The organism is Pantoea sp. SGAir0183, from assembly GCF_043545505.1.
This window is the reverse complement of record NZ_CP028053.1, coordinates 2,430,528-2,444,928: the sequence shown is the minus strand read 5'-3', so window position 1 is coordinate 2,444,928 and position 14,401 is coordinate 2,430,528. Positions and strand designations below refer to the sequence as shown.

The window sequence follows — 14,401 nt, the reverse complement described above, 5'->3', positions numbered from 1 at the left end:
ATATTTTGTCAGGCTACAGGCAGCGTATTCACTTTTTCACCCCGATGAAAGGAACGGCTATGAAATCAGGACGCTACATTGGCGTGATGTCGGGTACCAGCCTTGATGGGGTCGATGTCGTGCTGGCCGCCATCGACGAAAATATGGTGGCGCAGCAGGCGAGCTATTGCCATCCCATGCCGCCCGACCTGCGCCAAAGCATTCTGGCGATTTGTCAGGGCCAGGCAGTGACGTTGTCGCAACTGGGGCAACTGGACACGCGACTGGGCCAGCTATTCGCTGACGCAGTACTGACGCTTATGCAGCGCGAGGCGCTGGAGATGAGCGATGTGGTGGCGATTGGCTGTCACGGTCAAACGGTATGGCATGAGCCGCACAGCGCGGCACCCAATACCTTACAAATTGGCGATAACAACCAGATAGTGGCGGCAACAGGCGTGACGGTGGTCGGGGATTTCCGTCGGCGCGATATGGCGCTGGGTGGGCAAGGCGCGCCGCTGGTGCCTGCCTTTCATCAGGCCCTGCTGATGGATGCCACGGAACGGCGCATGGTGCTGAATATCGGCGGTATTGCCAATCTCTCCCTGCTGATTCCGGGACAGCCCGTGCGCGGCTTTGATACCGGGCCGGGCAATATGCTGCTGGACGCATGGATATGGCGTAATCAGGGGAAAGCCTACGATAAGGACGCGAACTGGGCGCGAAGCGGTAAGGTCAGTCCTGCGTTACTGGAAGCGCTACTGCGTGAACCCTGGCTGGCGCGGGTGCCGCCCAAAAGTACCGGACGTGAACTGTTTAATCTGGGCTGGCTTGAACAGCATTTGCGCCACTTTCCCGGCATCGCTGCTCAGGATGTGCAGGCCACGCTAAACGAGTTTACCGCCGTGACCATTGCGCAACAGGTGCAACTCAATGATGGCTGCGATCGGTTGCTGGTATGCGGGGGCGGCAGCCGAAATCCGTTGCTGATGGCCCGCCTGGCGGCGCATCTGGCCGGAACAGAAGTCACGACAACCGATACCGTCGGGATTAATGGTGACGATATGGAAGCGCTGGCGTTTGCCTGGCTGGCTTACCGCACGCTGTCTGGTTTGCCGGGCAATTTACCTGCGGTGACCGGGGCGCGGGAGAAAAGCATCATCGGGGCGATTTATCCGGCGAATCCGCGCTTTTACCGCTGAGAGAAAGGGGACAGGTTTGTCCCCTGAGCAGAAGGCGCGTAAAACAGCATCAGGCCACGCCGGGCAGGTGCGTCAGTTTACGCACGCCGGTAATGACGGTGGCGACGATCGTTTCACGTCGTGTAATGACTTCAACCTGGTAGTATTTGCTGCGATAGGCAATTGAATAGATAACCGGATGGTATTTATTTCCCTCACCATAGCGGGACATATGGGCTTCAAGCGCGCGCGAGGCGGCTACGATATGGACGGGTTCTTTATCACCGCGGATGATTTGCTTCATTCAGTTCCTCAAATGCTGTACCTGTGGGGCGCGCCTGAAGACGGCGCGTGACTTCGGCCTTTAACACTGAACATCTGACTGCTTAACATCTTTGATAATTTAAAAACAGCGTGCACGTCGACTATTGCAATGCGATGACACAATCTGAAACGCGCTTCTAATATTTAGCAGCGCGTTTTCAGTCCGGCAAGGAAGAACGAAAAATTCACTTTCCTGCGGATAACCGTCTTATTTTAACTCAGGCCAGGTAACAGAGGAGACGCCGTTGACTTTCGGCCAGGAGAAAAGAAACCCCTGGAATTGTGAAACGCCGGCCGCTTCCAGCCACATCCATTCTTCGGGCTGTTCAATGCCCTCTGCAATCACGGTAATTTCCAGTGACGAACAACAGGCTAAAATAGCGTGCACAATAGCCTGCTTCGGGCCGCTTTTATGCACATTGCTGATAATGCTGCGATCAATTTTTATTTTGTCGGGCTGAATCTGCGTCAGTAAGGATAGCCCGGCATAGCCCGCGCCAAAATCATCCAGTGCCACGCTAATGCCCGCTGCTTTGAGCTGTTTCAGCGCCGCTGCAAAGTCGTCAGGACGGGAAATGATTTCATTTTCGGTAAACTCGACCACGATCTGCTCAGGAACCAAATCGTGGGCGTAGATTTCAGTAAGCAGAAACGTTACGGCATCCGGCACCAGCACCAGCGACATGGGCAACAGGTTGACTGACAGCATAATGCCGTCTATCCCCAGCGCCTTCGCCTGTGCAAAAGCGATGCGTTTGGACTGCAGATCGTCGCGGTAGATGTTCTCCGGCGGGAGGCGTGAAAAGTAATCCTGTTGTGTTTCGCCCTGCGAGCCCCGAAGCAGGGCTTCCAGCGAGACGATTTTCCGTGCAAGGGGATCGATAATCGCCTGAAAAGCAAAATTGATGCCTTCGTGATTAATCAGCGCGTCGTCACCTTCGCGCACTTCCTCATCATCACTGATAAAATCCCAGCTTTCCGCTGAGGGAATTTCAAAATAATTCTCTTTTTCCCGTGCTTCGACAAAGGTGCGCAAAAATTTAAGCGCTCTGTCTTCATAGGTCAGCTGATATTTGGTTGTGCCTTTTTCAAGCACGGCATTAAGCACAGTGGTTTTATCGTATTCACGCAGATCAAACAGCTCCATGCCCACGTTACCAAAACGGCGGGAAGGCGCATAATCCCGCATTAATTCCACAATATTATGGTGGCTGGTATCACGGCAGATACGTTCGTAAACCGCCAGTACATCATTCTCTGGACCTTCAAGAACCTGAAAAAAATGGGTGCCATTAAATAATAAGATGCCGGTAACGCTTGATGACTCATTAATTTTATTGGCTTTAGCGACCAGGCCTTCCAGCATTTTCAGTGGAACATGATCAGCGATGTGACTGCGATAGATAATTGTCGACAACATAACGTCTTCCAGATTCTTGTTCTTTTTACCGCACACATTGCCAAAACCCAGACCGGGCGGCCCCGAGCCTGCGTGAATCCCGTTGCAAAATGTGTTTGAGCCAGGCGTTTCCAGCATGGCGCAAGGAGGGGGCTTACCTGTGAGGTTCCGTTGTCACAGACGGGTTAATAGCGTTCAGATCACGCTGTCGGGCATCAACCGATTTGCTCTGGTTTTTTCTTTACCAGCGTGGTATCGCATCGTTTCCATTATATCAGTACTTCGACGTCCGGCGAGGAAATCCTGGTGTCTTTTTTGCAGTTTATGAACGGTTAATAAAGCGGTTTCTCTGCCTCAGCAGTCAGGTTACGCGAGGTAATCAAATTTTCTCTTTCATCTTCTCCTGCACGGGATTTAAAAAGGGTAGTGCCTTGATTTGGTATGATTTTCTTAGCGGGAGGCCAGACGATAAGGCTGAACGTAATGATTAAGACGGCGTACCGAACTTTCCGTATAAACCGTTTTGTAAAACAGGATGCTGATACAACATTAACGGAAGGGCGAAGATGGGTTGCGAATAAATCTCAAAACCACCGTTTTATAATTGCCTGCGTAGTTTTAGGCATAATTCTCAGCTAGTGTTAATGACGCTACATTATTAAATAAAATCATACTTCGCTTTTTCTCACCTGATTGATACAGCAACCACCGGGGGCAGTACCATGCTTAAATCAAGCTACTATTATGTGTGTCCATACAACAGAAGCGGATGGATCATTCATAAAGAAGGCTGTGTTCACCTTTATAACAGCCGTGGCCGGGAATTTATTGGTTCACTGTATAGCCGTCAGCAGGCGCTGACAGTGGCAAAAATCCATCATCCCGAAGCGATTCTGTGTACGGTCTGCCTGAGCCATTATGTCTGTCCCACAGCTGGCAACCGTCTCACTTCCCGTGGCCGTCCGCTGCCGACACGACATACGCCAAAATCATCCTGAATAAGGCTGAGTGATAAAGCAGGGGACTATGATGTCAGAAGGCGGAGGGCGCCGATCAGCCCGACGTGAATGCCAGAAGTTGAAATAGCGGTTGCTGAGCCCGTGAAATAACGGGCAGCGACACTGTCGTGCAGTCAATAAAAAAGCAGCTGCGAACAGCTGCTTAAGACGGTTAAGCCTGTTTAGGCTGACCGTTTGAGGCGGTCAGGCCGCCATCGACAGGCAGATTCGCCCCGGTAATGTAGCGGGCGTCGTCGCTGGCAATAAACGCAATCGCATCAGCGATATCTTCCGGCTCCCCGGCGCGACGCAGCGGAATACGGTCATAGAAGCGTTCAAGCAGTGCCTGATCGTTCTTAACGCCTTCGGTCAGGTCGGTAAACGTAAAGCCAGGACAAATGGCGTTGACCCGCACGCCGTCGGTGCCGTAGTCCATCGCCAGTGAGCGGGTAAAATTGGTGATTGCGCCTTTCGCCGCGTTATACACACTCATGCCCCAGTCGCCGCCCAGGCCTGATACTGACGAAATGTTCACGACATTGCCCCGGGTTTTCAGCAGGGCAGGCATAAAATAGTGCACGCAGTGGAAGACGCCATCGAGATCAACGCTCATCAGCTTTTTCCAGTCAGCGAGTTCAATCTCGTGAATGCGGCCCTGCACGATGATTCCGGCGTTATTCACCAGCACATCAACGCGGCCATATTTTTCTTCAACGCGGCTTGCCAGGGCCTGAACCTGGTCGGCTTCAGCGACATCACAATCGGCAACCATATGGTCCTGACCCGACAGTTGTGCCGCGACCTTTTCCAGTTTATCCCGGGTACGTCCCACCAGCACAACAGACGCGCCTTCCTCCGCAAAGCGTTTTGCACTCGCTGCGCCAATTCCTGATCCGGCGCCTGTCACTACAACGATTTTTCCTGTAAATCTGGACATGTTGCCTCCTTAATGGCGTTGCTTTTCTGTTGATACGCGTTTAAGCCTGGCAGCCACCAGGCTCAGGTCAAGCGCAGCGCGTCCGGACGCGCAGAGTTTAACCTGAGCAATCGCGGTACGCGTTGCGCTAACGCCGGCCTACGGCCTTCTGAACAGCGCCATACTGCGGCCTTCCAGTTCGAAGTCCTTTTCCTTGGTAATCACCAGACCGCGTTTATCCACATCGCTGGTGGTCAGCTCCAGCACCCAGCCGCCGTCACCGAACTGCGGAATACGGAAGGGCACATTACCCTCGAAAGGATTAATTAACATCAGCACGTCATACCAGATTCCTTCCTGATTCTGCAGGTCGGGCCGACCGATATAAACGCCAAGGGTTGAGCCTTCATCCCACTGTTCAGCCTGTTGCAGACCGCCGCCCGCATTGAACCATTTAATTTCCATGCCATCGCGCCAGCTTTCGCGCCGCAATAACGGCTGGGTTTTACGTAAGGCGATAATGTGACGGGTAAATTCGCGTAACGCTTCGGCGGAAGGGGGCAGATTGTCCCAGTGAACCCAGGAAATTTCACTGTCCTGACAATAGCCGTTATTGTTGCCCATCTGGCTACGGCCAAACTCATCGCCTGCCAGCAGCATGGGCGTACCGTGCGAGAAAAACAGGGTGGCCAGGAAGTTACGCTTCTGACGCTCACGGACGGCATTGATGCCTTCGTCATCCGTCGGCCCCTCAACGCCATAATTGTACGAACGGTTATCGTTATGCCCGTCGTTATTGTCTTCACCATTGTCGGCATTATGCTTCTCGTTGTACGACACCAGGTCGTTCAGCGTGAAGCCATCATGCGCCGTGATAAAATTGACGCTGGCCCAGGGGCGGCGACCGCGCTGGTCATACAGATCGCCGGAGCCAAGCAACCGCGCCGCAAAGTCGGTAGAGACATTATTGCCTTTCCAGTAATCACGCACCGTATCGCGATACTGATCGTTCCATTCCGCCCAGCCCGGCGGGAAACCACCAACCTGATAACCACCCGGACCAATGTCCCACGGTTCCCCGATCAGTTTTAATCGGGAAAGCAGCGGATCCTGAGTAATGGCGTCGAAGAAGCCGCCGCGTGGATCGAAGCCTTCCGGTTCACGTCCCAGAATTGTACCCAGATCGAAGCGGAAACCATCGATATGCATGGATTCTGCCCAGTAGCGCAAGGAGTCCGTGACCATCTGCAACACACGTGGATGCGAGGTGTTGACCGTGTTACCGGTTCCGGTGTCGTTAATGTAGTAACGATGCTGGTCCGGTAATGTACGGTAGTAGGAGAAGTTATCGATGCCCTTAAACGACAGGGTTGGACCGAGCTCATTGCCCTCGGCCGTGTGGTTATAAACCACGTCCAGAATCACTTCGATACCGGCATCATGGAAGGCGCGCACCATATCGCGGAATCCCTGAATTCCACGCGGGCCGAAATAGCGTGTGGCCGGGGCAAAAAAGTTCAGTGAGTTATAGCCCCAGAAGTTTTTCAGCCCTTTATCCAGCAGGTGTTGATCGTCGGGAAACCAGTGCACCGGCAGCAACTCGACTGACGTAATGCCCAGACTTTTGATATAGCCCACCGTCGACTGATGGCTCATGCCATCGTAGGTGCCGCGCATCTCCGGGGGTAACGCCATGTTCAGTTGGGTGAAGCCTTTCACATGGGTTTCATAAACGATGGTTTCTGACCAGGGAATCTGCGGCCGGTTCTGATCCTGCCAGTCAAATTCGTTCGGATCGATGACGCGACATTTCGGCGTAAAAGGCGCACTGTCGCGATCGTCAAACGTCAAATCTTTATCGTCGTGATACAAATCATATGCGAAGTGCGCCTCATTCCAGGCGATATCTCCGGCCAGTTCGCGCGCATACGGATCGACGAGTAATTTGTTAGGGTTGAAGCGGTGACCGTTTTCCGGGTCGTAAGGGCCATACACCCGGTAGCCATAAAGCGCACCTGGCTGTAAACCCGGCACGTAACCGTGCCAGATCTCATGCGTAAACTCTGGCAGCTCCAGACGGGCAATCTCCTGCTTGCCGCTGGGATCATAAAGACACAGCTCTACGCGTTCTGCATGCGCAGAAAACAGCGCAAAGTTGACGCCTTGCCCATCATAATTTGCCCCAAGCTGATGGGCCGATCCCGACGTAATTTCAAAACGATGATTTGACATCTGTCCCTCTCAATTAACGAACCCAGTAACGGCGTTTTAGTCCTTGTACCAGCCTGTTTCTAGCAAGCTAACAGTGCCAGTGCCCAAAAGTTATTTAACCTGTCCAGCGCAATATGGTCGGTCAGGGTGATTTCCTCGCCGCTCAGCAGATCGCGGTAGCGTCGATGCGCCAGCGCCTCAGGCAGCGGGATCGCGGTGTCATCCCAGCGTCCGGCAGGCGGGGACGTCAGCGTCTGTAACGTGTTAAAAATCAATCGCGGCGTAATCACAATAATCGCCTCGTCACCCTGCGTGCGGGCAAACGCCAGCAGCGCGTCCTCATGGGCGCCCTGTGCCGTCAGCGGCAGGTACGCGCCCCGGGCAAAGAGCGCGGGGTGCGACTGCCGGGCGTTCAGCAAGGCCTGCGTGGCATACTGGTTCACGTGACCACTGAGCCAGCCCTCAGGCGTATCGGGCAGCGCGGTGATGCCAGCATGCAGCATCTTGTCCAGCGCCGCGTAATCGGGCTCACGCCGGTTGTCCGGATCGACCAGGCTGAAGTCCAGCGCTTCACTTCCCTGATAAATATCCGGCACGCCGGGTGCGGTAAGTTTGATAATTCGCTGGCTCAGACTGTTTATCAGCCCGGCCTGAATAAACGGCTGTAATGCGGCGACAAAATCCTGCAGAAAAGCCTGATTATCAGGGGAGAGCAGATGATGAGCGTAATCCAGTACCGCCTGTTCGTAATCCGTATTGTTTTCCGTCCAGTCGGTACGCAGCTTGGCTTCACGCAGGGCTTTTTCAACGTAGCCGGCAAAGCGCTCGGCCAGGGCGGCCAGTCCGGCCCGATCATCCGGTTGCAACGTCGGCGACCAGACGCCCGCCAGTGCCTGAAAGAGTAGCCATTCCACGGTGGCTTCGGGTGCCGGACCCTCCGCAAGCGAGCGGACCGCCGGGCGATTCAGCTCACGCCAGCGCGCGACGCAGGCTGCCCACTGCTGCGGTGCTTCTGTCAGGGTATAGAGACGGGCACGGGCATCTTCGCCACGCTTGGTATCATGGGTTGAACTGGCGGAAAGAGCATCGGGCTGGCGCGCAAGGCGGTCCTGCATTTCCTCATGAAACTGCGCCGGTGAAAACTGCGCCTGCAGCGGTTCTGCGCCCACTTCATTCAACGCCAGCGCCATGTTTTGACGATAAAACAGCGTGTCTTCGATGGATTTCGCCATCAGCGGGCCGGTCAGTTGCTGGAAACGTGTACGGAAGCTGTCTGCCTGCCCGGTCACCGCATGCGCCACATCACCCTGCATAATGCGCAGCAGGAAATCCAGCGCGTGGCTGTCCGGTGCATGAGCTGATGCCTTGACGTCTGCGGCGACCGCCTGTAACCGTTGCTGGTCATCGGCGGTCAGGCCCTGCGTATTGCCATAGGTACGATAAACCGGAAACGCCACCAGCAGCTCACGCAGCGCGTTGCGCATATCGTCCGGGCGCACGGCGACGTTTTCATCTTCGGCAATAGCCGTGGCCAGCTGCAGCAGACGTGAAAACTCGCCGGCAAAGTTACGGTCTGCCATCAGGCATTTCGTTTTACGCAGTTCCTCTTCCATCTGCACGTCAGCGCCGCTGACGTCTTCCCAGGCCTGACGCAGTGACCCAAGCGTTTTATTATCCACCAGCACATGAGACAACGCGCTAATAAATTCATAGCCCGTGGTGCCCGAGATGGGCCAGTCGGCCGGAAGGTGTTCTCCGGCGCCCAGGATTTTCTCAACGGTGAGATAACAATCTGGCCCGGCGGCCTGGCGGAGCTGCTCCAGATAGCCTTTGGGATCGGCCAGCCCGTCAACGTGGTCAACGCGCAGTCCGTCAACCGCACCGCTGTGTACGAGGCTCAGAATAAGCCGGTGCGCATCTTCGAACACCGCCGGATCTTCCACCCGCACGCCCACTAAACCGGTGACCTCGAAAAAGCGACGATAGGAGAGGTCGTGTGCAGCATTGCGCCACGACATCAGCCGCCAGGGCTGCTGCTCATGCAGTGCCGCCAGGTCGCCTTTGCCGCTGAGCTGGAGCACTGCTGCTTCTCGGCCCTCCCAGCTTGCCGGGGTCAGCGGATAATAGCTTTCGAAATAGGCCAGCGCGGGCTTGCCTGTATCGGGATCGCGTTTCACGCTGATCTCGCCATTTTCCAGCACGGTATCGATATCGTCGCCCAGGAACGGCAGCGTTAAGCGCCGTGACCAGTCAATATCAAAGTAACGTGCATAGCGGCTGTCCTGACCATGCTCAAGGACGTCGCGCCACCAGCCATTTTCCAGCGAGGCCGCCATGTGGTTGGGTACGATATCAATAATCAACCCCAGTCCGGCGGCTTTCAGGGCGCTGACCAGACGATCAAAGCCCGCACGACCGCCAATGGCCGGATCGATCGCGTTGACGTCGGTGACATCGTAGCCGTGGGTGGATCCCTTTGTAGCGGTAAAAATGGGCGAGGCATAAAGATGGCTGATGCCCAGGTCTTTCAGATAGGGCACCAGCGCCGCAGCACGATCAAACGTCATACCGTTACGAAACTGAATACGGTAGGTAGCGGTTGGAATACTCATTTGCTGTCTCCCGCAGCCAGACGAACCACGATGGAATGTTGGGGCAACCGATCGGCCGCTTTCGGCCAGGCAAAGAGGGTTTCACCGGGCATTTCAGGCAGCGGCTGGGCCTGCTCACCTATGTTCAGCGCCATGGACAGTGTCCCCGCAGGAAAGGTCCAGCTCACGGCAACAAAGCCCTCGGCGGTCGCCAGCACCTGACCGCTGTGACCGCCTGCGGTGGCCAGCAGCGGGACAATGGACTGCTGTCGGATTGCCAGCAGTGACCGGGTCAGCGTCAGCCAGCGTTGGCCTTCCTCACTTTCCAGCTTGCGCCAGTCCAGCTTTGAACGCACAAACGTCGCTTCGTCGTTTGGATCGGGCACGCTTTCGCCCTCATGACCGGCATGGCCTTCAAACTCTTTTGCCCGGCCTTCACGCACGGCTTTAGCCAGATCACCATGAAAATCGGTAAAGAACAGGAAAGGGTGGGTTTCGCCATACTCTTCCCCCATAAACAGCAGCGGGATATGCGGTGATAACAGTAATGTCGCCAGTAGCACCTGTGTGCGTTCAGCGCCGGCCAGCGAAATCAGCCTTTCGCCCTGCGCACGGTTGCCCACCTGGTCGTGGTTCTGAATAAAATCAACAAAGGCCACAGGCGGCTGTCCCGTGCTGTCTACACCGCGTTTCTCACCGGACTGAACGGACACCTCACCCTGATAGACAAAGCCCTCGGCCAGCGCGCGCGCCACGCGTTTTTCAGGCTGATCGGCAAAGTCTTTGTAGTAAGCGTGCGTTTCACCGGTGGCGAAGACACGCACGGCATTATGGAAGTCGTCATTCCACTCCGCCGTAAACAGCGGCACGCCGCCGTTTTCCGTCCTGGGGTGCAGGAAAATGACGTTACGGCAATCTTCGGTGGTGAGGTGAATCTGGCGGTCAGGAATGTCCGCCCGGATCCGCTCAGCAATCTCCGTCAGCACGTGTTTGTCAGCGATATCCTCAATCTGATCGATGGCATCAAAACGCAGGCCGTCCAGACAATACTCCTGCAGCCAGAAAAGGGGCGCTTCCGCGATATAGCGGCGAACGGCGTCAACATCATAGGCAATACCCGCGCCCCACGGCGTCATGCGATCTTTGTGAAAGAAGTCGGGTGACAGCAGCGGCAGATAATTTCCGTCCGGACCAAAGTGGTTAAGCACGATATCGAGTACAACTGCAATGCCATAGCCATGCGCGGCATCAATAAACGCTTTGAAATCGTCGGGCGTACCGTAGGCGGCATGCGGTGCGTAAAGCAGCACGCCATCGTAGCCCCATCCGCGCTGGCCGCCAAACTGCGAGACCGGCAACACCTCAATCATGGTGATGCCGGTCTCAGCCAGATAAGGCAGTTTTTTAATTGCGGCCTGGAAAGTACCTTCTTCCGTGAACGTGCCGATATGCATTTCATAGACCACGCTTTCCTGCCACGGACGACCACGCCAGTCGGTGTTCTGCCAGCGATAGTGTGTCGGATCGATAACCAGCGACGGTCCACTGACATCATCCTGCTGCGCGCGTGAGGCGGGATCGGGGATAACGGTGCCATCGTTCAGCACAAAGTTGTACGCTGCGCCCGCCTGAATGCCGCTGGCATGATATTCAAACCAGCCGTCTTCGGCGGGTGTCATGGCACTATCCTGACCGCCCAGTCGCAGCGTGACCTGCTGCTGGCCGGTCGCCCAAACGCGGAAACGCACACTCCCGTCGGCCAGAAACTCCGCCCCCCAACTCTTACAAAATGCTGTCGATCCCATTCCGTTGCCTCTTTAATCAGAAAGTACGCAATAAGCACCCTCACGCTATCGGTCAGCCGAGGGTACGGGTTGAAAATGTTGTTAACGAGATCAGGCACCCAGGAGAGGGGAACGCCTTCATCACCTCTGCCTGCGTTACTATTCAGAAAGTGTTATGTGTCATACCGCTTCAGACGCCAGGCAGCGTCTGTTTCACACCATGCTTAAGCCCTAATCATAGACTACGTTGCCGCATTTACTGCGCGTGCCCGCCTTTGTACACGATTTATTCCTCAGCGAGGCTGATACGCACCGCCATCGGGCCCGCCCTGGTTTTCGCAGAATTTTATGGAAAATCAGATAAAACCCTGTGCCGTTATGCACAAAAAAACCGCCGTAAACAGCGGTTTCGCGGTCAAACAGGTGAATTTATGTGACGTTGTCACGATAACGTCAGCCAGACCCGAAAGCCTGGCTGACGCGCCATCAGGCCGGGATGGTTTCCGCCTTTTGGCTACGTGACCAGACGCGGTGTTCGGCCATAGCCGCCGTGAAATCATTCATCAGCGCGATTTCAGCATTGTCGGCTTCCACGATGCCGTCTTCCTGCTGATTCTCATCCAGGTCAAACTGCGCTTTAAAGCGACGCGCTTCCCCACTCAGACCAATGACTTTCAGGTGCTTGTACGCTTCCAGCAGGAAGTAGCGCGCATCACCGCTTTTCAGCAGCGCATCCATGTTGCCATCGGGGACGATCACGGCGTCGAACGTAAGGGAAGGCAGGCCGTTAAAGGTGGCATCGATGGGTAACTGTGATCCATCGTCGGCACTGACCTGGCCCATGTGCGCCGCCAGCAGTTTCGTATGCACGCCGGCCGTTTTCAGGTGTTGCAGGATATGCAGCACATCATCGGCGTTAACGCCCTCGCTGACTAACAGCGCCACCTGGCGGCCTTTGATATCCCCATCCGGGATCGCGTACAGGCTCAGGCTGTCATCTTTTTGCAGGCCGTTAACCTCTTTTGGCGCGGCGGTATTCAACTGGTCGTCGCTGAGCGCAATCCCCAGATTGGCGGCAACGCCCTGCGCCAGCGTGACGTCAATGCGCAGCAGATGATCGAGCACGCGCTCACGAATGTAAGGGCGAGCCACTTTACTCAGTTCAAACGAATACGCGCCAATAATATGTTGCTGTTCGATGGCAGTCTGGCTGTTCCAGAACAGTCGCGGCTGTGAATAGTATTCGCCGAATGAAGGGCTGCGTTCGCGCACTTTATGTCCTTCAATGCGCTCCTGATAGCTTTCAAAGCCGCCTCCTTTTGCCGCCGGTGGGGTTTCCCGTGGCCAGTTGTCATTGATCGAGTTCGGCTCGTAGTTGGCCGGATTGGTATCAATGTCCATCCGGTGCATGCCCTGACGCTGAAAATTGTGGTAAGGGCAAACCGGGCGGTTAATCGGAATTTCATGGAAGTTAGGCCCGCCAAGACGGCTGATTTGCGTATCGGTGTAGGAGAACAGACGGCCCTGAAGCAGGGGATCGTTGGTGAAATCCAGGCCGGGAACGATGTGACCGGGATGGAAGGCGACCTGCTCGGTTTCGGCGAAGAAGTTGTCCGGGTTGCGGTTCAGCACCATTTTGCCGACGCGCACCACAGGCACCAGCGCTTCAGGAATCAGTTTGGTGGCGTCCAGAATATCAAAGTCAAACTTAAACTCATCCTCTTCCGGAATCATCTGCAGGCCAAGCTCAAACTCAGGGAAATCACCCGCTTCAATCGCTTCCCACAGATCGCGACGGTGGAAGTCGGGATCGCGGCCTGTCAGCTTCTGAGATTCGTCCCACAGCAATGAGGCTTTACCGGCCAGCGGTTTCCAGTGGAAACGCACAAATGTGGCTTTACCTTCGTCGTTGATCAGGCGGAACGTATGAATGCCGAAGCCTTCCATCGTGCGGTAGCTGCGTGGGATACCGCGGTCGGACATCGCCCACATAACGTTGTGCAGGGTTTCGGGCTGCAGCGAGACATAATCCCAGAATGTGTCGTGCGCACTCTGGCCCTGAGGGATCTCATTGTGCGGTTCGGGTTTCACCGCATGCACAAAGTCCGGGAACTTATGCGCATCCTGAATAAAAAAGACGGGCGTATTGTTGCCCACTAAATCAAAAACGCCTTCCTCGGTATAGAACTTGGTGGCAAAGCCACGAATATCCCGCACGGTATCCGCCGAACCGGCACCGCCCTGTACGGTTGAGAAGCGCACAAAGACCGGCGTGATCTGCTCAGGCTCGCTCAGAAAATGGGCTTTGGTCACGTCCTTCAGCGAGCAGTAAGGCTGGAAGTAACCATGGGCGGCCGAGCCGCGCGCATGGACGATGCGCTCAGGGATGCGTTCATGATCAAAATGGGTGATCTTCTCCCGCATAATAAAATCTTCAAGCAGCGTCGGACCGCGTGATCCGGCGCGCAATGAGTTCTGGTCGTCTGCAATACGGGTGCCCTGGTTGGTGGTCAGCGCGCTGCCTGTGCCGCCTTTGCGGTTCACCTCCAGCTGATCCAGCTTTGCATTACGCGTCTCAGGTGCTTTAAGGCTGCCGGGCGCCGTTGGTTGTTTCCCCGGTGGTGTGGGTTCGGCAGGAGGCTGATGTGAACCGTCTTTGGGGGCTAATGATCCCAGGCCGGGCTGTGAGGATTCGGGGCCGGTGGTTGGGGCACGGTGATTTAGGGGCGTAGTAGATTTCTCATTCGACATGACACATTGCTCCAGCTTTTTTTTATACGACGTGAGGTGGCTGTAAATATAGAACACCTCACCGATTACGCCTGAAAATATTCTGTTTAACCGGTGCGCTTAAATATCGCACGGTGTGTGATGCCTGTTTTTTTATTTTCAGCAAAGCACAGGCGGAAATAATTTATTAGCGAAATTAAATGGCGAGTTTTTGATGATTTTTATTTGTTTTTCATCTGGTTGATTGTTTTCTGTAAAGGCGGGGAAGGGCCGGGGTAATCGCCGCAC

At 55.2% G+C, this 14,401-nt stretch carries 8 protein-coding genes; 1 reads left to right on the top strand and 7 read right to left on the bottom strand.

Going from position 1 to position 14,401, the window contains the following annotated elements; all coding sequences use genetic code 11:
* Window positions 1-59 precede the first annotated feature (59 nt).
* Window positions 60-1,181, top strand: a complete 1,122-nt coding sequence (gene anmK / locus C1N59_RS11340) for an anhydro-N-acetylmuramic acid kinase (RefSeq protein ID WP_006118999.1) — start codon at window positions 60-62, stop codon at window positions 1,179-1,181.
* A 49-nt stretch (window positions 1,182-1,230) separates the two neighbouring features.
* On the opposite strand, the gene C1N59_RS11335 is transcribed toward anmK, so the two are convergent.
* The 7 genes from C1N59_RS11335 to katE all read right to left on the bottom strand — a co-directional run bounded on the left by C1N59_RS11335 (window position 1,231) and on the right by katE (window position 14,134).
* Window positions 1,231-1,464: a DUF4060 family protein gene (locus tag C1N59_RS11335; protein WP_006119000.1), complete on the bottom strand. Its 234-nt coding sequence runs from the start codon at window positions 1,462-1,464 to the stop codon at window positions 1,231-1,233.
* A 228-nt stretch (window positions 1,465-1,692) separates the two neighbouring features.
* Complete coding sequence (locus C1N59_RS11330; RefSeq protein WP_394549524.1) at window positions 1,693-2,904, bottom strand: diguanylate phosphodiesterase; 1,212 nt, start codon at window positions 2,902-2,904, stop codon at window positions 1,693-1,695.
* 1,149 nt (window positions 2,905-4,053) lie between these two features.
* The gene (locus C1N59_RS11325; RefSeq protein WP_033741178.1) at window positions 4,054-4,818 is read right to left on the bottom strand and encodes a meso-2,3-butanediol dehydrogenase; all 765 of its coding nucleotides are present in this window, start codon (window positions 4,816-4,818) and stop codon (window positions 4,054-4,056) included.
* Window positions 4,819-4,956: 138 nt separating this feature from the next.
* Window positions 4,957-7,029 (bottom strand): glycogen debranching protein GlgX, encoded by a 2,073-nt coding sequence (glgX, locus tag C1N59_RS11320; protein ID WP_033741181.1) that lies wholly within the window; start codon window positions 7,027-7,029, stop codon window positions 4,957-4,959.
* 59 nt (window positions 7,030-7,088) lie between these two features.
* Window positions 7,089-9,620: a malto-oligosyltrehalose synthase gene (treY, locus tag C1N59_RS11315; RefSeq protein WP_394549522.1), complete on the bottom strand. Its 2,532-nt coding sequence runs from the start codon at window positions 9,618-9,620 to the stop codon at window positions 7,089-7,091.
* Window positions 9,617-11,404: a malto-oligosyltrehalose trehalohydrolase gene (gene treZ, locus C1N59_RS11310; protein WP_394549520.1), complete on the bottom strand. Its 1,788-nt coding sequence runs from the start codon at window positions 11,402-11,404 to the stop codon at window positions 9,617-9,619. Before treZ ends, treY begins: the two co-directional genes overlap by 4 nt.
* A 465-nt stretch (window positions 11,405-11,869) precedes the next feature.
* The gene (gene katE / locus C1N59_RS11305; protein ID WP_039340551.1) at window positions 11,870-14,134 is read right to left on the bottom strand and encodes a catalase HPII; all 2,265 of its coding nucleotides are present in this window, start codon (window positions 14,132-14,134) and stop codon (window positions 11,870-11,872) included.
* Window positions 14,135-14,401: the final 267 nt, after the last annotated feature.